The sequence below is a fragment of the Paenibacillus sp. FSL L8-0340 genome, assembly GCF_038593145.1.
Lineage (GTDB): Bacteria > Bacillota > Bacilli > Paenibacillales > Paenibacillaceae > Paenibacillus_AQ.
Genome location: NZ_CP151967.1, coordinates 53416 through 74217, shown reverse-complemented (window position 1 = coordinate 74217; position 20802 = coordinate 53416). Strand labels below are relative to the sequence as shown.

General features: G+C 51.6%; 17 protein-coding genes. All 17 read right to left on the bottom strand.

Annotated features, from left to right (window positions below):
* Positions 1 to 11: 11 nt before the first annotated feature.
* The 17 genes from folP to spoIIE all read right to left on the bottom strand — a co-directional run bounded on the left by folP (position 12) and on the right by spoIIE (position 20659).
* Positions 12 to 869: a dihydropteroate synthase gene (gene folP, locus NST07_RS00345; RefSeq protein ID WP_341089051.1), complete on the bottom strand. Its 858-nt coding sequence runs from the start codon at positions 867 to 869 to the stop codon at positions 12 to 14.
* The gene (locus NST07_RS00340) at positions 866 to 1747 is read right to left on the bottom strand and encodes an aminotransferase class IV (RefSeq protein ID WP_341089049.1); all 882 of its coding nucleotides are present in this window, start codon (positions 1745 to 1747) and stop codon (positions 866 to 868) included. The genes folP and NST07_RS00340 overlap by 4 nt, the downstream gene beginning before the upstream one ends.
* Complete coding sequence (pabA, locus tag NST07_RS00335) at positions 1744 to 2325, bottom strand: aminodeoxychorismate/anthranilate synthase component II (protein ID WP_342480906.1); 582 nt, start codon at positions 2323 to 2325, stop codon at positions 1744 to 1746. Before pabA ends, NST07_RS00340 begins: the two co-directional genes overlap by 4 nt.
* The gene (locus NST07_RS00330) at positions 2322 to 3947 is read right to left on the bottom strand and encodes an anthranilate synthase component I family protein (RefSeq protein ID WP_341089046.1); all 1626 of its coding nucleotides are present in this window, start codon (positions 3945 to 3947) and stop codon (positions 2322 to 2324) included. Before NST07_RS00330 ends, pabA begins: the two co-directional genes overlap by 4 nt.
* A gap of 325 nt (positions 3948 to 4272) precedes the next feature.
* A complete protein-coding gene (gene cysK / locus NST07_RS00325; protein ID WP_038584437.1) occupies positions 4273 to 5211 on the bottom strand; it encodes a cysteine synthase A in 939 nt (312 codons plus the stop codon).
* Positions 5212 to 5411: 200 nt separating this feature from the next.
* The gene (locus NST07_RS00320) at positions 5412 to 6356 is read right to left on the bottom strand and encodes a peptidyl-prolyl cis-trans isomerase (protein ID WP_341376987.1); all 945 of its coding nucleotides are present in this window, start codon (positions 6354 to 6356) and stop codon (positions 5412 to 5414) included.
* A gap of 8 nt (positions 6357 to 6364) precedes the next feature.
* Positions 6365 to 7249, bottom strand: coding sequence for an Hsp33 family molecular chaperone HslO (gene hslO, locus NST07_RS00315; protein ID WP_341089044.1), 885 nt, complete (start codon positions 7247 to 7249; stop codon positions 6365 to 6367).
* Between the two features lie 46 nt (positions 7250 to 7295).
* Complete coding sequence (locus NST07_RS00310; RefSeq protein ID WP_038584431.1) at positions 7296 to 8063, bottom strand: type III pantothenate kinase; 768 nt, start codon at positions 8061 to 8063, stop codon at positions 7296 to 7298.
* Positions 8060 to 8935: a carboxylating nicotinate-nucleotide diphosphorylase gene (gene nadC, locus NST07_RS00305; RefSeq protein ID WP_038584428.1), complete on the bottom strand. Its 876-nt coding sequence runs from the start codon at positions 8933 to 8935 to the stop codon at positions 8060 to 8062. Before nadC ends, NST07_RS00310 begins: the two co-directional genes overlap by 4 nt.
* On the bottom strand, positions 8925 to 10541 hold the full coding sequence (nadB, locus tag NST07_RS00300) for an L-aspartate oxidase (RefSeq protein WP_341376986.1): 1617 nt from the start codon (positions 10539 to 10541) through the stop codon (positions 8925 to 8927). The genes nadC and nadB overlap by 11 nt, the downstream gene beginning before the upstream one ends.
* Positions 10542 to 10580: 39 nt before the next feature.
* Complete coding sequence (gene nadA, locus NST07_RS00295) at positions 10581 to 11519, bottom strand: quinolinate synthase NadA (protein WP_038584425.1); 939 nt, start codon at positions 11517 to 11519, stop codon at positions 10581 to 10583.
* A 277-nt stretch (positions 11520 to 11796) separates the two neighbouring features.
* Positions 11797 to 13848, bottom strand: a complete 2052-nt coding sequence (ftsH, locus tag NST07_RS00290) for an ATP-dependent zinc metalloprotease FtsH (RefSeq protein WP_342480905.1) — start codon at positions 13846 to 13848, stop codon at positions 11797 to 11799.
* 110 nt (positions 13849 to 13958) lie between these two features.
* Positions 13959 to 14498: a hypoxanthine phosphoribosyltransferase gene (gene hpt / locus NST07_RS00285; RefSeq protein WP_038584418.1), complete on the bottom strand. Its 540-nt coding sequence runs from the start codon at positions 14496 to 14498 to the stop codon at positions 13959 to 13961.
* 45 nt (positions 14499 to 14543) lie between these two features.
* Entirely contained in the window at positions 14544 to 15986 is a 1443-nt protein-coding gene (tilS, locus tag NST07_RS00280) for a tRNA lysidine(34) synthetase TilS (protein ID WP_342480904.1), read from the bottom strand.
* Between the two features lie 76 nt (positions 15987 to 16062).
* Positions 16063 to 17007 (bottom strand): serine/threonine protein kinase, encoded by a 945-nt coding sequence (locus NST07_RS00275; RefSeq protein WP_341089040.1) that lies wholly within the window; start codon positions 17005 to 17007, stop codon positions 16063 to 16065.
* Positions 16991 to 17737 carry a hypothetical protein gene (locus NST07_RS00270; RefSeq protein ID WP_341089039.1) on the bottom strand — a complete coding sequence of 249 codons (747 nt, stop codon included), beginning with the start codon at positions 17735 to 17737 and terminating at the stop codon, positions 16991 to 16993. The genes NST07_RS00275 and NST07_RS00270 overlap by 17 nt, the downstream gene beginning before the upstream one ends.
* 414 nt (positions 17738 to 18151) lie before the next feature.
* A complete protein-coding gene (gene spoIIE, locus NST07_RS00265) occupies positions 18152 to 20659 on the bottom strand; it encodes a stage II sporulation protein E (RefSeq protein ID WP_342480903.1) in 2508 nt (835 codons plus the stop codon).
* Positions 20660 to 20802: the final 143 nt, after the last annotated feature.

The window sequence follows — 20802 nt, the reverse complement described above, 5'->3', positions numbered from 1 at the left end:
GCAATAGCCATCTATTCATGCACCCGCGGAGAGGCGGCATAGAGCATCGCATCACACATAAGTACGGTACGTTTCATCGTGGCCACATCATGCACCCGCACAATCTGGCAGCCTTGGGCAATGCCGAATGCAACGGTAGCGGCGGTTCCCTCCATCACATCATCAGACGGGAGGTCCAGCACGGTACGGATGAATTTTTTGCGGGAAGTGGCAAGCAGCATGGGATAACCCAGCATCGTAAGTTCATCCAGCACCATCATCGCCTGCAAATTCTCCGCATAATCCTTGGCAAAGCCAATGCCTGGATCAAGGATGATATTATGCGGCTTCACACCGGCTTCGAGCGCCAGGCTGATGCTGCCATTGAGGTCAGCTGCCATATCCGCGGCCAAATTCTGATAATTCCGGTCGTGGCGGTTGTGCATCAAAATAATCGGACAGTCTGCCTCAGCAGCCACAGCCGCCATATCAGGATCAGCCTTGCACCCCCAAATATCGTTGATGATATGGGCCCCTGCCCGAATCGCCTGACGTGCCACCTCCGCCTTATAGGTATCTATGGATAATATCAACTGAGGCGCAGCGCGGTGAATGCTCTCAATAACAGGCAGTACACGGGCCAGCTCCTCTTCCAGGCTTACCGGTTGATGACCGGGACGGGTTGACTCTCCGCCTATATCGATAATATCGGCACCTTCAGCAGCCATTTGCAGCGCATGTCTTACCGCTTGATCCGGTTCATTCCATAGTCCGCCATCAGAGAAGGAATCCGGGGTTACATTTAAAATGCCCATAATTAACGTCCGGTCACCAAGGATCAGCTCGCTGTTGTTCCAGCGGTAGGTCCGCTTATAGATTACGGGTCTCATACCGGCTCTCCCATCCTTTCCCTGTATAAAGTAATCAATTGCCCCGTGTATGCCCCGCAGCGCCCTGTGCCTACAGTCAGCGCCTCATCACCGTGCCACAGTGTGGTAACCGGGACAATCTCCTGCACCGAATTGGTGAGAAACACCTCATCGGCAGCCTGAAGCTGTTCCCAGCGGTACAATCCCTCTTCCACGCGGAGTCCGGCGGCAGGAGCCAGCTTCAGGACCATTTCCCGGGTAATTCCCGGAAGGATGCCTGTGGCCAGTTCAGGTGTGTGCAGCACCTTATTGCAGATAAAAAAAATATTGCTCACAATTCCCTCAGCAATGTTCCCTTCTGCAGTCAGCATAAGCCCTTCCGTGCCGCCGGCCGCAGAGGCATATCCGGCAAGCTCCCGTTTGGCCAGTATATTGTTCATATAGTGGAGTGACTTCAGCCTTACCGGTCCTTCGGGGGTATTACGACGCAGCTGCAACAGCTGCAGTCCTTTGCCTTCACTGTAGAGAGCGGCTGGCTGGCGCGGCAATTCTTTGATATAGAGCAAATGATTCGGGCGGCTATAGTCACCAGCCGGAAGACCAAGAATGTCTTCCCCGGCTGTAACTGTATACCGTATATAGGCATCCTTTAGTGCGTTTTTGTCCATCACCCGTGTGATCCAGTCCCGCAGGGACGCTTCATCCGGTACAAATGGAATGCCTAGCTGCCTGCAGCCATCAGCCAGTCTGTCCAGATGACGGCGCAGCAGGAAGGGGACGCCGTTATAGGTGCGAAAGGTTTCAAACAAGCCCATACCGTATAAAAAACCGTGATCCAAGGTGGAGACCACGGCGTCTTTAGCCTCAACTACGCTATTGTTGAGCCCTATATATTTCATGCCGTTTCCCCGGCTCTCCGTTTCAGAAAGTTGCGCAGCATGATGTGCCCATGATCCGTAATGATCGATTCAGGGTGGAACTGCACGCCTTCAATCGGGTACTCTTTATGGCGCAGCGCCATAATCTCGCCTTCCGCGGTCTCGGCTGTAATCTCCAGACATTCCGGCAGACTCTCACGCTCTACAATCAGAGAATGATACCGGGTTGCGGTAAAGGGAGATTCCAGTCCTTCAAATACGGATGTGCCGTGATGGTGAATCGGCGATGTTTTGCCATGCATCAGACGCTCCGCACGGATAACATTGCCGCCAAAGGCCTGTCCGATAGCCTGATGTCCGAGACAGACTCCAAAGATCGGTATGATCCCCTTAAAATGCTGCAGCACTTCCAGACTGATGCCGGCTTCGTTCGGCGTACAAGGTCCGGGAGAGATCAAAATATGGTCCGGAGCCAGCGCCTCTATCTCCTGAATGCTGATTTCATCGTTGCGGAATACTTTCACTTCTTCCCCCAGCTCCCCCAGGTATTGTACCAGATTGTACGTAAAGGAATCATAATTATCGATGACCAAGATCATTGTATTGCTCCCCCTTCGGCGCCGCCGGTCGTCCGCAATTCCTGCTGATGCTCACTGCAGAGAACCGCCTTCACGACCGCTTTGGCTTTATTATGGCATTCCCGGTATTCGCGGTACGGATCCGAATCAATCACAATACCCGCGCCCGTCTGAATATAACCGACTCCGTCCTTCACTGCCAGTGTTCTTATAATAATATTTAATTCCATATTACCGTTATAGTCAATCCAGCCCAGTGATCCAGTATATGGACCACGCCGTACCGGCTCCAGCTCCTCGATGATTTCCATTGTCCGCACCTTGGGTGCACCGGTAATGGTACCGCCGGGGAACAAGGCGGCCATGACATCATAAGCATCCTTGCCGGGGGCGATGCTGCCCTCGACCTGCGAGACGAGATGCATGACATGCGAGTATCGCTCCACGGTCAGCAGCTCCGGCACGCTGACCGATCCATAGGCCGCGACCCGGCCGATGTCGTTTCTCTCCAGATCGACAAGCATAATATGCTCGGCGGTCTCCTTCTCGCTCCCGCGCAGCTCCGCCTCCATGGCGGCATCCTCCGCGGGAGTCAGGCCCCTGCGCCGGGTACCGGCAATGGGGCGGGCACTGACCTTGTCCCCGTGCAGCTTGACCAGCAGCTCCGGCGAAGCGCTGGAGAGAGCGAAGCCGGGCGAGCGAAGCAGCCCCATGTACGGGGACGGGTTGAGCTTGCGCAGCCATTCATACACATCCTCCGGCGAGGAATTCAGCTGCGCCTCCTTGCGCAGCGACAGGTTGACCTGGAATACATCGCCCTGGCGGATGTATTCCTGAACGTGAAGCACAGCCTGCTGGAATTGCCCGGGCGAGAAAGCAGAGGTCATGCCTGGCCATTCACCGGACAGGTCGGCGCTTGATTCAACAGCAGCGATAATTCCACGTTCCTCTTCGCGGTCTTCCTCCAGGCCGGGAGCAGAGCAGATCTGATGCCACTGTTCCACCATTCCTTCTGCCCGGACGGTTGCGTCTTGATACAGTGACTTCAGAGCGGCAAGCTCAGACGAGCTGGCCGCAGCAACCGGCACATGCACGATGGAATAGAGCGTGTTCTCAAGATGATCATAGATCCACAGCTCTTCCAGCCGCATGAAGAGATAGTCCGGAAATTCGGGATCATCCTGGGCAAGCACAGGGAGCTGCTCCAGAGAGCGGACTACATCATAGCTGAGGAACCCCGCACAGCCTCCACGGAACGGGGGCAGGCCGGCAACCTGCAGTTTGGGCGAAGTGAAGCCGCTCATCCAGTTTTGCAGCACTTTCAGCGGCTCTCCCTGCAGCTCCACAGCTTGCGGTACTGGTTCATTCGTTCCCGCTGCCTCCGGGGACAAGCTGAGCACCTCGGCATCCCCGCCTTTTCCTTTTAGTACTGAAACGGGCTGCAACCCCAAGTATGTGTATCGTCCGCCTTTCCCGCTCTCCAGCACCACTGAATAGGGGGAGGCCAGCTGCCAGGCCTTCATCCAGGAAGAGGGCAAGCCCTCCTTGTCCTGCGGTGATTTTATAATTAAAGGGAGGAGGCTCCAGTCCTCTTGTGCCCACTGCTCCCAATCCTGCCAAGCCGTTATGATTTCCAAAGCCATCCTCCTAAAAGTTTTGTGAAGCCCTGCACTTCTTCAATTTGCTTCGTAACAAAACTTGCTTCGTAAGCATTCGCTTAAGTTCTATGAAGCTGCGCTGCTTGCATTAAGCAATCTAAAGTTTATTGCCTGTCAGTATACTGTACTTCGTGCTGCTTTGAAAAGCCTGAACCATGGATTTTCTGAAAAAATCTGCTTCAACTGACTCCAGCCTCATCTGCTGTGGAAGCACAGGAAGGATTATATCTTTCATCATGCACAAAAAAGAGCCTTCGTTATCCCTGTCTTAGCGGATGCGAGGACTCTTAGTTATTTGCTTAGTCAGCAATTATGCTTCGAAGTTATACAGTGGTGTGCTCAAATAGCGTTCGCCGTTACTTGGGATGATCACAACCACTTTTTTGCCTGCGCCCAGTTCTTTAGCTACTTTGAGAGCCGCAAATACAGCTGCACCGGAAGAAATACCGGACAACACGCCTTCCTCTTTAGCCACGCGACGGGCAGTTTCAAATGCTTCATCATTCTCTACGTGAATGATCTCATCATAAATGTCCTGGTTGAGGATTTCAGGAATGAAGTTTGCGCCAATCCCCTGAATTTTGTGAGGTCCCGGTTTGCCGCCGGCCAGAATTGGCGAAGCAGCTGGTTCTACCGCATAAATCTTCACATCAGGATATTGACCCTTCAACACTTCACCTGCCCCGGAGATAGTTCCCCCTGTACCCACACCAGCGATGAAAGCATCCAGCGGTCCACCAATGGATTCAATGGCTTCCACGATTTCCGGGCCGGTTGTTTCAAGGTGGATTTTCAAGTTGGCTTTGTTCTTGAATTGTTCAGCCAGGAAGAAGCTTGGGTTCTCGCTTAAGATCTGCTCCGCCTTCTTAACCGCACCGTTCATACCTTCCGATCCTGGAGTCAGCACCAGCTCTGCGCCGTAAGCACGCAGCAGATTGCGGCGCTCAAGGCTCATCGTTTCCGGCATAACAATAATAGCCTTATAACCTTTGGCTGCAGCTACAAGCGCAAGGCCAATACCTGTATTGCCGCTGGTTGCTTCTACAATCGTGCCGCCTGGTTTCAGAAGACCTTCCTTCTCAGCCTCTTCTACAATACTGAGGGCAATGCGGTCTTTAACGCTGGAGCCCGGGTTTTGGTATTCCAGCTTCAAATAAATTTCCGCTGATCCTTCAGGAACAATACGATTGAGACGAACGAGCGGTGTGCCTCCGATCAAATCTGTTACACTGTTGACGACTTTAGCCATGTAAAAACCTCCTTGGAATGATAAATGATATATGGGTGCATAACTTGTGACATATATAAGTCTTCAGCTTGTAATTCCGGGTGTGCACCAGGAGATTCAACACCGCAGCACCAAGTTATAGCGCTGTTCCGCGGTCAAATATGATCTGCCGCTATCTATTTCCGACTAAAACAGTAGGTTTTCCATTTAATTTCATATTATCAATCTTGCAGGCTGTTGTCAATATATATCGCTGTATCATATTTAGCGCGCAAATCACTCTCCACCTGCTGTAATGGAGCTGCCTGCTCCAGGGCCAGCTCCCGCCGAACCTGCTCACGGATTTCCGTCTGATCCTGGCTTTTGGGATCAATCATTTTCTCCAGCCGGATAATGGCATAATCATCGCCCGTCTGCAGGGGACCTGCGATATCTCCTTCGTCCAGCTGCGCTGCCGTCTTCAGCAGATCCTCCGGCCAAAAGGGATCCTCCTCTTCCACGGTTCCGATGCTGCCGCCTCGTCCCCGGCTTTCCTCATCTATGGATAATTCCTTGGCAAGTGCAGCAAAGTCCTCTCCTTGCTCCAGCCGGTCCATTACACGCTCAGCTTCGCTGTAGGTGGCCACTTTGATTATCGAGAGCTGCATTTCTTTCCTCGGTGTGAACCGCTCGGAATTCTCCGCTAAATAATTATCAATTTCCGCATCAGTAATGGTAATGCCTGCAGTTGCAACTGCCTGAAGAGTCAGGCGATACACTGCTTCTTCACGCACTTCCTGACGGGAAAGCCCCAGCTCCGACTGCATCTGGGCATAGTATTGCTCTTCCGAACCGTAACCGGTCATGCTGCGCTTCAATTCCTGCTCAATCTCCACATCTGTCACAGCAACACCAAGAGCCTTGGCTTCTTTGTCGACTACAATATGATTAAGCATGCCCAGCAGCACATCATTACCGTACTTTTTTTTGAGTTCATCCACCCAGGCTTGATCCGTTACCGGTTGGCCTCCTGCAGAGGCGATGTCCGAGGACTCGCCGTCCGCCGGCTCTCCTTTAAGAATGGACATCGCCCGCAAACTCCAGAATAAAAGACCTCCGAGCATCAAAGTCGCGACAGCCAGTAGAATAACGGCATTGCGCAGCGCGCGCTCCTGTCTTGTCATCATCCTCAGCCCTACGATTTCGCTTGATCCAGGATAACCTGCAATTCATCCTTATTAAAAACATAGGCCTCGTTGCAAAAATGGCAGACAACCTCAGCCTGATCATCTTCTTCAATCAAACGCTCCAGCTCTTTCTCACCCAAGCTGACCAGTGTCTGCTCCACCCGTTCACGCGAGCATTGGCAGACAAATTTGATATCCAGCTCATCCATAATCACTGCATCCGGTAAAAGATAACGGAGCATCTCTTCGGGTTCCAGCCCCTCTTCCAGTAAAGCGGTTACTGAAGGCAGCGACCCTACCGCCCGCTCAATCTCGGTGATCTCTTCATCCGTAAGCCCTGGAAGCAGTTGTACAATAAATCCCCCGGCTACGCGCACGGAGTTATCGGTTTCAACCAGCACACCAAGACCCACCGCAGCCGGTGTTTGTTCGGAAACTGCAAAGTAATACGTGAAATCATCTCCGAGCTCACCGGAAATAATCGGCACACTTCCCCGGTAAGGCTCCTTCATGCCTAAATCCTTACTGATATCAATAAACCCTTCCGTACCCACGGCGCCTGCGACATCCAGCTTGCCAAGACTATTGCTCGGCAGATGAACATGCGGGTTGGTCACATAACCGCGTACTTCTCCAAAAGCATTTGATTCTGCAGTAATCTGTCCGATCGGTCCATTGCCTTTGACCATTACGGCGAGTTTCTCCTGACCTTTGAGCATTGCGCCCATCATGGCTGCAGCGGTAACTGTACGGCCCAGTGCGGCTGTAGCCGTTGGATACGTATCATGTCTGCGCCGCAATTCATCAACCAGCGCTGTCGTGCGCACAGCAAAAGCTCTGACTCTGCCATTCAGCGCCGTTCCCCGGACCAGCCGGTCCTTTTTGTTATCCATCGGGTGCATACTCCTCCTATCTCCTGCCCTTTAAGGCTTCTTTATTTTATTTGTTGCGGTCATAAATAATACGCAAACCTTCCAGCGTCAGCATTGGATTCACTTCATCAATACAATCCGTTTCACCGGCAATGAGCGGGGCAAGTCCACCCGTAGCGATGACCTTCAGCACCGGCGCATTCATTTCCAGCTTAATGCGCCTTACAATCCCTTCAACCTGCCCGGCATAGCCGAAAATAATCCCTGCCTGCATAGCGTGGACTGTGTTCCGTCCGATTACCTTCTTCGGCTTCTCCAGCTCAATCCGCGGAAGTTTGGAAGCCCGCTGATATAAAGCCTCCGTAGAAATGCCGAGTCCCGGCACAATCGCCCCGCCAAGATAATTGGCACCTGCGTCAATGCAATCGAAGGTAGTCGCAGTTCCGAAATCAACAACAACTAGCGGACATTTATATTGCTCAATGGCAGCAACTGCATTAACAATCCGGTCAGCACCTACCTCACGCGGATTCTCATAGCGCAGGTTAAGCCCTGTCTTGATTCCTGGACCTACCAGCAGCGGATCCTTGCCAATATATTTCACACACATCTCCACGATGACCTGAACAAGCGGCGGAACTACCGAGGAGATAATAACCCCTTCGATATCCTTCACCGAAAGTCCCGACATGCTGAATAGATTATGGATCAGAACTCCATACTCATCCACAGTGGACTGGCGTGCAGTATTAAGCCTGAAATGGTGCAGCAGCTCACGCTGCCGGTACACCCCGAGAACAATATTGGTATTGCCGATATCGACGGCGAGCATCATGACAGCGGGCCCTCCTTCTTCGCATTCAGGTCCAGACTGATATCCAGACTGGAGAAAGAATAGGTGAGACGGCCCACTGAAATTACATCAACGCCGGACTCCGCGATACGGCGAACCGTTTCCAAAGATACATTACCCGATGCTTCAGTCTTGACATGAGGCGATTTGGCCTTAATTCTTCTCACAGCTTCCTTCATCAGCTCAGGAGACATATTATCAAGCATGATGATATCGGCTCCGGCAACAAGTGCTTCCTCCACCTGCTCAAGGTTTTCCGTCTCTACTTCAATCGTCATTGTATGCGGAATATTAGCCCGTGCACGTCCTACAGCCTGACGGATTCCGCCAGCGCCTTTGATGTGGTTGTCCTTAATCATTACCGCATCATATAATCCGAACCGGTGATTCGCTCCACCACCGACCCGTACAGCGTATTTCTCCAGCATCCGGTGACCGGGTGTTGTCTTGCGCGTATCCACCAGACGCGTCGGCAAGCCATGAAGCTCCTGAACGAAGGAGGCGGTACGTGAAGCCACGCCGGACAACCGCTGCATTAAATTAAGTGCCAGCCGTTCCCCCGTGAGGATCGCATGCGTGCTGCCTTCAACTTCTGCGATGACCGTTCCCTTGGACACACTCTGGCCTTCTTGCACCAGTGCCGTGAACACAAGCGACGGATCTACAATCTCAAACACAAGCTCCGCTACAGGGATTCCGCAGATAATGCCGTCCTCTTTGGCGTGAATAATACCCTTGGACTCATGGCCTGCAGGTATCGTCGTACGGGTCGTTATATCCCCGGAACCGACATCCTCCTGCAGCCAGCCTTTAATTGCCTGTACCAGCTCTTCATTATATCCATTAAACATCATCACTTAATTCCTCCACTATTCCCAGTTCGCGAATCTGGAGCAGATGCTTCTGCCACTCTGCATCATTCCGCAGCGGATAGTCTTCACGGTAATGTGCTCCGCGGCTCTCCTCCCGCGCCAAAGCCGATTCCGTAATCAGCAGGCAGCAGGTCAGCATATTGGCGAACTCGTACTCCTCACGTTTGGTCAGCGCCGAAGCAAAAATCGGCAGCTGCCGTTTCAATTCCTCCAGCCCCTTAGACAACATCTCTTCATTCCGCCGCAATCCGGCGTAACGGACCATTACCTTCTGCAGCTTAAGCCGCCGCTCCACAATAGCTTGTGTAGGAGACTCAACACGGCCTTGCTGACTACCTGCCGAAATCGTCTCCCGCCGGAGCGGAGGAAGCTGGCGAATGCGTTCAATAATCCGCCGTCCGAACACAATGGCCTCGGACAAAGAATTGCTAGCCAAGCGGTTGGCGCCATGTACCCCGGTGGAAGACACCTCACCGCAGGCGAATAAACGGGAGATATTGCTCTCTCCGTTGAGATCGGTCTTAATGCCCCCCATCATATAATGCGCAGCAGGAGCCACGGGAATCCAGTCCGTTGTAATATCCAGTCCGTAGCCCATACATGTCTCATATATCGTGGGGAAACGATGTTTGACCATATCGGCCGATTCATGCGTAATATCCAAATAGACAAAGGTTGATTTGGTCAGCTCCATCTCATTGACAATGGCCCGGGCCACGATATCGCGGGGTGCCAGTTCCAGCAGCTCGTGATATCGTTCCATGAACCGCTCTCCATTGATATTGCGCAGCACAGCGCCCTCGCCGCGTACCGCTTCCGAGATCAGAAACCTCGGGGCTCCCGGATAACTAAGCGCCGTTGGATGGAATTGGATAAATTCCATGTCGCGCACATGGGCTCCGGCCCGGTAAGCGATGGCTACGCCGTCTCCGGTTGCAACTTCCGGATTAGTAGTATAGCGGTACAATTGTCCCGCCCCCCCGGAGCATAGAATCGTTGCATCAGCCTGCAGGAACAATCTGCCTCCACCCGGCCTCTGTACCAGTGCCCCAAGGCATTCGCCGCCCTCGGTAACGAGATCAATGACATAATGATCATCCCATACCTCAATATTGTCATGTTCAGTAACCTGTTCAGAGAGTGCACGCACAATTTCAAAGCCCGTAGCATCCCCGTTGGCATGCAGAATCCGCCGGTGGCTGTGTGCTCCTTCTTGAGTCAAAGCCAATATGCCATCTTCCTTGTCAAATACGGTGCCGAGCCGGATCAGCTCATGTACCCCGCCCGGTCCTTCATTCACCAATACATCAACAGCAGCCGAGGAGCAGAGCCCTGCACCAGCCATTAGTGTATCCTGCCGGTGATATGCCGGAGAGTCATCTTCGGCTATTACAGCGGCAATTCCTCCCTGAGCATATCTAGTATTACTCTCCATCAGCGATTTCTTAGTAATCATAATGACATGCCGGTCTTCACTCGCTTTAATAGCCGTGAACAATCCGGCGATACCTGAACCGATAACAATGCAATCCGTCTTTATTGTAGGAAGCTCGCGAAGGTCGAAATCAACCAAATACTGTGGAATCATGACCGCTTTTCACCTGTTTCAACGAAAGAGTAGCGCATGCTACCGGACTTGTAGCATGCGCTCTAGGGAAGTTCTGGCTTTGTCGGCGACAGCAGGCGGTACGTAAATCTGCGGCTTCATCGTCTCCAGGCATTTGACCAGTTTCTTTAAATTATTGACCTTCATATTAGGGCATACGAGAAATTTCGTTGCAAAATGGAATTCCTTATCCGGACTATCCAAGCGGAGCTGGTATCCGGTACCGTCTTCTGTCCCAACAATGAACTGCCGGCGGTCCGATTTCCGGCAATATTCAAGAATCGAGGTGGTGCTGCCTACATAATCGCCCATGGCAACCACTTCAGGGCGGCATTCCGGATGCACCACAAACTCGGCTTCCGGATATTTCGCTTTCATTTCCACTACATCTTTAACGGTAAGCATATCGTGAGTGTTGCAATAGCCTTCCCAGATAATCAGCTTCTTGCCCGTCTGGTCCTGGACGTATTGACCCAGATTCTTATCCGGCACCCAGATGATTTCTTCCGCATCGAGTGATTCGATGACCTTCACAGCGTTGGCAGAGGTACAGCAAATATCAGTCTCTGCTTTAATTTCAGCCGACGAGTTGATATAAGTCACCACTTTAGCATTTGGATGCTGTGCTTTCAGCTTGCGCAAGCCATCCACATTGACCATATCGGCCATCGGACAACCGGCGCGTTCATCAGGAATAAGCACAGTTTTGTTAGGCGCCAGAATCTTAGCGCTTTCCCCCATGAAATGAACACCGCAGAAGACGATCACTTCTGCATCGGTCTCCGCTGCTTTTTGAGCGAGTAAAAAAGAGTCCCCCCGAAAATCGGCAACCTCCTGAATTTCATCACGCTGATAATAATGAGCCAAAATGATTGCATTCCGTTCTTTTTTCAGCTGTTCGAGGCGCACACGAAGTTCGCGATTTTGTTCCTGCTTGCGCTCAAGCGCCAGAGCTTCCACGGTTAATTCTCCCCCTTATTTCTTCACGGCGTACGCCGGCTCTACTTTCGAATAGATTATATGTTCCTTGCGGATCTGCACAGCCACTCAGCTCTGCTATAGATAGTTATCCATTTATTTAATATTTAATCACTAATGTACACAAGGTTCCACCCTCTGTCAATGTAACCGGGAGTCGATCAAGCTGTACGGTAGGAAGCCTAAAGGCGAAAAAAATCCGGAGAACTTTAAGGTTCTCCGGACGAGCTTACGTAGCTTCATTCAGTTTAGGGGCTCTTTAGACGAGGCCTCCGCCGCCGTCTTTATTGCCGTCGTTAGAATCATTTCCATCCCCGGACTCCGGATTATTCGGAATATCCTTGGTCAGATCAGGAATTGTAGAAGAGGTGTCGTCCTTGCCTTGAATGCGGACACGCACATCACCAATAGAATCAATAACGGGTTCACCGGCTTCGTGTGTCACACCCGGAGTCTCTTCCGGTTTACCGTCTTCAGTCAGATATCCTTGCTCGATCAATTCTCTAATCTGATCCAGTTCCAGCGTTTCTTTCTCAAGCAAGGTGTTGGCAATGAGGTGCATTTCCTTGGAGTGCTTGGTAAGCAGCTCCCGGCAGCGTTCATAGCTGCTGCGGATAAAGTTCTGCATCTCCTGGTCGATTTCATAAGCGATGGAATCACTGTAGTTCTGCTCATGCCCGATATCGCGGCCCAGGAAGACCTGGCCTTGGGATGTACCGAACTGCATAGGTCCCAGCTTATCACTCATACCGTATTCCATAATCATGCTGCGGACAATACGCGTAGCCTGCTGGAAGTCGCTGTATGCGCCTGTGCCGATTTCACCGATGAACATCTCTTCGGCAACACGTCCACCGAGGAGTCCGGTTACTTTATCAAGCAATTCCTGCTTCGTAACAAGCATGCGGTCTTCTTTAGGAAGCATAATGACGTATCCGCCTGCGCGTCCGCGCGGGATAATCGTAACTTTGTGAACCATGTCTGCATGCTCCAGGAAGTAACCCACAATCGTATGACCGGCTTCGTGGTAAGCTACAATACGCTTCTCACGGTCGCTGATCACGCGGCTGCGTTTCTCGGTACCTACAATTACACGGTCAATCGCTTCATCTACCTCACGCATGGTAATATCCTTGCGGTTGCGGCGTGCAGCGAGCAGAGCCGCTTCATTCAGCAGGTTCTCCAGATCGGCACCGGTAAATCCGGTAGTGCGTTTGGCGATAACATCAAGTCTTACGTCTTTCGTAAGCGGCTTGTTGCGGGAGTGAACTTTAAGTACAGCTTCACGGCCTTTAACATCTGGGCGGTCAACTGTAATTTGACGGTCGAAACGTCCCGGACGAAGCAATGCCGGGTCAAGTATATCTGCACGGTTGGTAGCTGCGACAATAATAATGCCTTCGTTGCCGCCGAAACCGTCCATTTCTACAAGCAATTGGTTAAGTGTCTGTTCGCGTTCATCATGTCCGCCACCAAGTCCGGCGCCGCGCTGACGACCCACTGCATCGATCTCATCAATAAAGATGATACATGGTGCATTCTTCTTGGCATTTTCGAACAAGTCACGTACACGGGAAGCACCGACACCCACGAACATTTCCACAAAGTCGGAACCGGAAATACTGAAGAACGGAACGCCTGCTTCACCGGCAACTGCGCGGGCCAGCAAGGTTTTACCGGTCCCTGGAGGACCTACAAGGAGAACCCCTTTAGGAATACGCGCGCCAACAGCTGCGAATTTACGCGGATCCTTGAGGAATTCCACGACTTCCACCAGCTCTTGCTTCTCTTCATCAGCCCCTGCAACATCCTCAAAGCTGATTTTCTTCTTCTCTTCATTATATAACCGGGCCTTGCTCTTGCCGAAATTCATTACTTTGCCGCCGCCACCCTGTGCCTGATTGAACAGGAAGAAGAACAGGATGAACATAATAACCAGCGGAATGATGGAAGAAAGGAATGTCAGCCAAATGCTGTCACCTTCCATTTTTTTCGTAACCAGCTCTACACCGTAGGATTCGCTGGCTCCAATAAGCTCATCAAGAGCCTTGTCTGTAGGAGGAACAAATGTGGAGAAATTTTTCGATTTGGCATCTGACGGCTGCTCTCTATATTCACCAGTAACGGCAAAAGCATTGCCTTCAAACTGAATCGTCATACTCTTCACATTATTGTCTTTCAATTCCTGCCTTAACTCATCGTATCTAGGGAAATCGGCGGATTCATTTCCATTGCTCACAAACTGGACAATGCCCACCACGACTAAAAATAAAATCAAATAAAAACCAGAATTCCGGATGAACCGATTCATCCCCTACCTCCTCTCACAACGCTCAAGTTATTGTACCATAGCCTGCCCAGAGTCCTCAAATGCTCAGTGCTCCGGAAATCTGATCCGTGGATCTAAGGCTGTCGATTAGCTTATTTGGAATAAATTTCAGGCTTCAGTACACCGACGTAAGGGAGGTTCCGATACAGCTCGGCATAGTCGAGTCCGTAGCCGACTACGAAAGCGTCAGGAATCACAAAGCCGGTATAGGCAGCTTCGAGATTAACGGTGCGTCCTGTCGGTTTATCAAACAGGGTAACCACAGAAATGGAAGCAGCATTGCGTCCTTGAAGCATTTCAATTAAATAACTGAGTGTAAGACCACTGTCGATGATGTCTTCGACGATCAGAACATCGCGTCCTTCAACTGACGCATCCAAATCTTTGATGATTTTGACTACACCGGAAGATTTGGTGGATGCTCCATAGCTGGATACAGCCATGAAATCCATCTCAACAGGTACTGTAATGACTTTAACCAAATCCGCCATAAAGATAAACGCGCCTTTCAGCACACAAATTACCAATGGCGTACGTCCTGCATATTCTGCGCTCAGCTGGGCGCCGAGCTCCCTGATTCTTTGTTGGATTTCTTCTTCGCTGATCAAGATTTCCTGAATATCGTTCTGCAACTTGCGAACCTCCTAAGTTATACTATGAAAGACTAACTTCGACCATTACGCTTCTTCGTGCTGCTCCATATCCTCCAGAGACAAGAGAAGAACCGAGGCCGTGTGCCGCCCTACTGCGGCATGCATCGAGCGCCTAACGCCCGGAATCCAGACGATATTGCCCAAACCATCACAAACAAGGGGAATCTCAGAGCGTTCGGAAGAAGGTATTTTATCATCAATGTAAATATCTTTTACCTTTTTGCTTCCGTTTAATCCCATAACCCTTATGGTATCTCCAGGCAATCGGGAACGAATGGTCAGCGGCAGGACCAGCTCATCGCTGTCAAACCAAGCCGACATCTTCCCATAGTCCTCCCCCTGTACTAAAAAAGTTTCTTTCTCCAGCACCGTCATCGTCATTACTTTTCCTAGTTCCGTCAGCAAAAGCCGGGAATCAGGCAAAGACATCCGATATGTATAACTAACCTTCCGCTGCGGAGGCTTGGACGAGAACAAAATTGTATCATATTGCCGCACACAGATCAGACCTCCACCCAAATCTAAACTCCATACGGTGGGGTGTTCCTGCAGCGTTCCCCGGCGTACAGCCTCGATCTTGGAAAAATCCAGGGTCGATGAATCCGCCGACAGATAATTTAATATTAGTTTAATCAAACGCCGTTGTAAAGCGGAGGGTATGGCCGCGAACAAAGCTCTCTTAAAGGTGTATTTTCCATGCTTCATCAAAACCAGCTCATCGAAGCATCTTGCTGCGTTCGCCTCCATAAATTCATCTTCGGCTCCGACAATTTCGGACAATTGCAGAAGCGACTGTTTGACTTTCGGGTTGTACTTTTCCAGTGAAGGCAGCACCTCCAGCCGGATGACATTCCGCTTATATTTGGTCAGCAGATTGCTGGCATCTTCGGCGTAGGGAAACCCTTCATCCCGGCATAACCCGACAAGAGCCGTTTTGTTAATACGCAGGAAGGGGCGGATGAGTTCCACCTTTTTTTCTGTCCTCTTCCAGCGCATTCCGGCCAGACCGGAAGGTCCGCTGCCCCGCAACAGGCGCATAAGCACCGTCTCCGCCTGATCATCGGCATGATGTGCCAGCGCAACAGAGCGTGCGCCATAGCGGTGCGCAGTCTCGATCAGAAACTGATATCGTTTCTCGCGTGCCGTCCCCTCGGGGCCAAGCCCGCTGCCTTTGGCGAGGGAAGGGATATCAAATTCGGCCAGCTCAAAAGGCACCCCCAGCTCCCCGGCCATTTGCCGGACGAACTCCGCCTCCTCAACCGACTCATCCCTGAACCCGTGGTTTACATGGGCACATACCAGCTTTAGCGGTATCCGGTTCACAGATATTTCATGCAGAATACGCAAAAGAGCCACAGAGTCCGACCCTCCGGAAACTGCGACTACTATGGTGTCATGGGGCGCCCACAGCCTGTGCTCGGCTGCAGACTCCAATACGGATTCCACAAGCTCATTCATTTGCTCCATACGGTGCTCCCTTTCTTGCCCTATCATTTACACAATCTTTGACCGGCATGGCCAGCATTCCGGTATATGTATGAGATCAAAAACGCAATACCCAATAAATCGTAAAAGCCAGCACAAATAACGATAACCCAAACGCACTTTTTAGCCAGCGCGGGGTCGCCATGGCATCCTTCGGCTGTTTGCGCGTTCCGTATATATGAACCTTCCAGATCTCAGCAGCCTGCGCCGAACCGGGAAATCCGCCTTTTAGTGCAAGACACAGCCAAGAGGAGAGCTTCCTGTCAGGCAAACTTTTGGCCAGCTTAATCAGTTCATCGACGCTTCTTGTCTGCGGCAGCTGCTGGGCAGCGGCTTTCAGCCCGTCTTCATTAAGCAAACGAAGGCAGAGAACGGCAAAAGCAAACAGATCATAATTCTCGTCGCCGGTACGGCTGCCTGCATTCCAGAATCCCCGGTCATGCCATTCGGTAAATTGCTTCACACTGCGTCCCATGGGACTTGCGCCGCCATAGTCGATCAGTTCGGCTTCGCCGTAATGTGATACCATTACATTCTCGGGCTTGAGATCACCAAACACAAAACCGCATTCATGCAGCGTCTGCAGCTTCTCTAACAGCTTCAGTCCAACCAGACCCAGCCAGGAGATCCCGTTTTTAGCCAAAAAATGGTGCAGCTGTTTACCTTCAACGTAGCGCATCACATAAAAAGGGGTATGCTCTCCATCTTTGAAATCATCCGACTCCAGCAGGTAAGAGGACAGCGTAGATTCACGGCGGGCGCGAAACTCACTTCGCTTCCGGCAGGATTGCAGCGAGGTCAGCACGTTGATTTCCGACTGCAGCTCAAGCGTATCGTTTCCGATCTTGAGCGCATACCGCTCCCGTCTGCCTTCTCTTTGCACGAGATATACGGTTCCATTGGCCCCTCTTCCCAGCATCCGTTCAATGACATAACGGTTCCCCCGCCATTTGCCGCTAATAACGGTACCGGCAGGGTAGGGCGGATTAGACGACATACCCACCAATCATCCCTTCTCTTTCATCGTGATCCCTGCCCGGAAGGCGGTCACGGTGTTCATCCAGTGTATCACAACGGTAATATTCGAGCACCTTGAAAATAGCCGGACCTGTAGGCGTGGCTCCCCTCATTTTCAGCTTGGAGAACAGCGAGCGGACCTGCGACACATTACTCGTCCAGTCCATATCCAGCATGGCCTCCTCACTGCTCGAGCGCCCGGGAAAATGGAACACGGAAATCTCACTGCTTCCTTCCCGCGCTTCCAGGCTGAGGGCCAAATCACGGATAGCATCCTCTACGGCTCCCAGTTTAGGCTTCATACTTGCGCTTGCGTCAATCAGCAGTGCGATGCGCAGCGGCGAAGTTTCTGTCAGCTCATCTACGACGGTAACGACCTGCGAACGTTTCAACGGCGGCAGCTCTTCCAGCGAGCCTTCGCCGAGTATTTTTTTTACCTCTTTATTAACCGCCTGCTGAATGGTCTGAACCACAGTTTTGCGGGTCATCATCTGGATGGTCTGCGCCAGCTGCGGCGTTCCGACAATCCGGCTCAGTCCGCCCCCTGCTTTGGCAATATCGGAAATCTCCCGGCTTCCCAGCTCGCCAATGGTTCCGTAATCGACCACGCCAACCACGTTAACGGTGATTCCCTCCTGCCGGGCATGCGCCGCAGCCATCACCGGACTCTCCCCCACATTGGAACATCCGTCCGTAATGAGCAGAATTTGCTTCATGACCGTTCACTCCCCTTTGCCTTGTTATCTGTTTCTAGCATATCCAAGGTTGAGAGATTTCAAACGCCGCTTAGCGGAGATATTCAGATAAAAACAATAGTGAACTCGGGGAACTGCGAGGAACTTTTGGGCTTCCGATCGCTGTTGTCCCCGGATTTATTGAATTGGCCACATGGTGCAAATCCGGGGACAAAGGCGAACGCTGACGCTTCTCCAGCTCCAAAATTCCTCTCCGTCCCATAGATTCACGTTATGTTTGAAATCTGAAAAAGAACGCCGCTGAGCCAGCGGCTTTTGAAACGGGGCTGCGCAAAGGGCGGCGGAGTAGATGAGGCCCCGCCGAATTAGGATACTCCATTGCTTCCATATATAGCTCACGAAAGAATAACGTGAGTTAGATGATAGATTACCTTACTAGCTGACCGTGCGCGGCCGCTCCATCCGGCCGATGCCAGGCATATGCAGGCTGGACCATTCCGGATGATAATGATCGACCCGGCTGACGATAATGGTCATGTCATCATGGATTTCATTGCCTTGATAACGGATAACCTTTTCCAGCAGGCTGTCGGCCATATCCTGAGGATCATCTCCCTCCAGCTCCTGGATTAACCGCTTCATCCATATTTCTTTATTAACGGCATATCCGGGCGCATCATAAATACCATCGGTCATCATAATGAGAATATCACCCGGACGCAGCTGCATGCTGATCAGATCCACCTCAATGTCTTTTATGATTCCGATCGGAAGATTGCTCGAAGTAATCGGGATAACTTCGCTCCCCCTGCGGATAAAGGAAGGCGCAGACGCGATTTTCATAAAAGTAGTATGCGCCGAATACTGGTCGATCAGCGCCATATCCACCGTCGCATAGAACTCATCCGGAGAACGCAGCAGCAGAATGGAATTTACGGACTTTACCGCCAGCTTCTCGTCCATACCGGACTGCAGCAGCTTTTCCAGCATAGATAACGCGGCACTGCTCTCCATCCGGGCACGCTCTCCGTTACCCATCCCGTCGCTGATGGAAACAGCAAATGTGCCATTTCCAAGCTCTACGGTGCTGAAGCTGTCGCCGGAGAACATATCGCCTCCCTTGGCTGCCCCCGCAACTCCAGTATTCACCTCATAAGCTTTGGCAGATCCAAAGGTGACCATCGACAGTCCCTCGCGGGGATGCACTGCGGTTTCACTTACGACTGCAATATTCTCCTCCAGAATATCGGATAACAGCGGCGCAACCATCTTGCGGCACTCATCAAAGCCGCGGGTATAAGCATGAACCACTTCTATTTCTACCCGGCCGGGATCAAGGCTTAAAATCTCAATCGAATGAATGGACAACCCCAGTTTCTCCAGCGCCTCACGGATCTGGGCCTCCTGCCGGTACATTGCCTGGCCTTCACGTTTGATCTCCTTCGCCAGATCCTCCATCACCTGAGATACACCCGAAAGCTGCTCGGCAACAAATTGGCGGCTGTCGTATATTTGTCTTTTCCAGCGCATATCATGCTGGTATAGCTCATACTGGCCCTTCATCACTTCCAGCACCTCCCCTGTCTTGCCGCAAATCCGGCTCCACTCGGGCGGAAGCTGGGCTGCGGTGATGTCCGGGCATTCTTCTACGGTCGTCATCATATCTGTCATATACCTGTACGTCTGATAAAACTTCGTGTCCCAGCAATGCGAACGCCGGATACAGCCGGCGCAGGCACCCTCAGTTACGGTACTCATGAAGTCTTCCATTTCACGTTCACTTTTACCGGCTTCCCCAGCCCGGGGAATCTGCCCGAAGCTGCTCGACAGCTGCTGGAATACCTGCGAGAACTGGGTTACCCGGTCTGCTGTAATATCTCTCACTCTTCGGGCATATTCATGCTGTGACCGGCTGTGATCCGGTGTGCCCGGCACATATTTGGCGATGGCAGAAATAATCCCCTTTGGTGTTAGAAGAAACAACAGCACGGCAGCGCAAGTCTCCCAAGTTGAAGCCATCACATCACCCGGGCCCAAGAAGTAGACCGAAAGTATAGTTGAGCCCAGCAGCATCCCGATCGAGACTGCCCCTTTGCGCCCGGACTGCATCATCCCGGCCAGCATTCCGGAGAAAGCCAGGAGACTCATCTGATAAATGGCTCCGATATCAGCCAGGCTGAGGATCAGGCCGGTGACTACCCCGACGGCAGCACCGAGCGGAGCTCCACCGGCGAGAGCAAACAATAGAATAAGAAAGCGTGACAGAATATGTTCCAGCGACAAGCCGTTTATGGTCCAGCCCACAAGGCCGGTCATGACGGAAGCCAGCAGAATAATCAAGCAGAGAACTTCATCATTCCGCAGCGCCCGGCTCCTTTGCTTGTAAGTAAACAAAGGAAGCGCCTGCAAAAATACCAGTGTAAGCACAAAGCCAAGCAGCGCATCAAGTGTCGACATCATCAGCGGGTACCAGGCGATCGAGGGACCCATAATAATCCGGAACAGTCCGACCATAAATGAGGATACAAATACCATCAGCGGCGCATAGGACAGATCAATCCGCTGGAAGCTCTCAAAACCTTTGTACAGCAGGTAGAAGATAATTAGCTCTGCGGCAATCACTACAGCTCCGGGGAACGGGGTGAACAGACTGCCGAGGATCGTGGCTGCAGCCACCGGAAGTATGGAGTCTTTACGCATAAACACAATGACAGCAAAGTAAGCTACAGCAAAGGGTGACAGCTCGTCCAAAATCATTGCCCGTCCCAGCATAAAGCCCATTAAGCTCAACAGCAGCATCCATTTCTTCACTGTTAAAAACTGAAGCAGCGGTTGATTCCTACCCCAGCTCTTTAGACGCATGCCCCAGGCTTCCTTCTGCTCCTTGTCTTTGCTTCCCGCTTTTGTCCACTCCGGCAAATTGACCACATTGCTTTTATCCATTCCTCTGCACCACCCGTTTAAGAATTTATGGTTCTCATTATATAGCGGGGGTCTTAAGAAAGTTTGTCAGAAACAGAGAGCAAACTGTAAAAAATTTCCGACAAAAAAGCCTGTCCCGACAAAGCACCCGCGAAGCCTCTCGA

What these genes read in the sequence shown, in the direction of transcription:
- NST07_RS00340 (WP_341089049.1), bottom strand. Translation starts at nt 1,747, where the DNA reads ATGAAATATATAGGGCTCAACAATAGCGTAGTTGAGGCTAAAGACGCC.
- nadB (WP_341376986.1), bottom strand. Translation starts at nt 10,541, where the DNA reads ATGATTCCACAGTATTTGGTTGATTTCGACCTTCGCGAGCTTCCTACA.
- pabA (WP_342480906.1), bottom strand. Translation starts at nt 2,325, where the DNA reads ATGATCTTGGTCATCGATAATTATGATTCCTTTACGTACAATCTGGTA.
- NST07_RS00320 (WP_341376987.1), bottom strand. Translation starts at nt 6,356, where the DNA reads ATGATGACAAGACAGGAGCGCGCGCTGCGCAATGCCGTTATTCTACTG.
- spoIIE (WP_342480903.1), bottom strand. Translation starts at nt 20,659, where the DNA reads ATGGATAAAAGCAATGTGGTCAATTTGCCGGAGTGGACAAAAGCGGGA.
- NST07_RS00330 (WP_341089046.1), bottom strand. Translation starts at nt 3,947, where the DNA reads ATGGCTTTGGAAATCATAACGGCTTGGCAGGATTGGGAGCAGTGGGCA.
- hslO (WP_341089044.1), bottom strand. Translation starts at nt 7,249, where the DNA reads ATGGATAACAAAAAGGACCGGCTGGTCCGGGGAACGGCGCTGAATGGC.
- ftsH (WP_342480905.1), bottom strand. Translation starts at nt 13,848, where the DNA reads ATGAATCGGTTCATCCGGAATTCTGGTTTTTATTTGATTTTATTTTTA.
- nadC (WP_038584428.1), bottom strand. Translation starts at nt 8,935, where the DNA reads ATGATGTTTAATGGATATAATGAAGAGCTGGTACAGGCAATTAAAGGC.
- cysK (WP_038584437.1), bottom strand. Translation starts at nt 5,211, where the DNA reads ATGGCTAAAGTCGTCAACAGTGTAACAGATTTGATCGGAGGCACACCG.
- folP (WP_341089051.1), bottom strand. Translation starts at nt 869, where the DNA reads ATGAGACCCGTAATCTATAAGCGGACCTACCGCTGGAACAACAGCGAG.
- tilS (WP_342480904.1), bottom strand. Translation starts at nt 15,986, where the DNA reads ATGGAGCAAATGAATGAGCTTGTGGAATCCGTATTGGAGTCTGCAGCC.
- NST07_RS00310 (WP_038584431.1), bottom strand. Translation starts at nt 8,063, where the DNA reads ATGATGCTCGCCGTCGATATCGGCAATACCAATATTGTTCTCGGGGTG.
- NST07_RS00270 (WP_341089039.1), bottom strand. Translation starts at nt 17,737, where the DNA reads ATGAAGCAAATTCTGCTCATTACGGACGGATGTTCCAATGTGGGGGAG.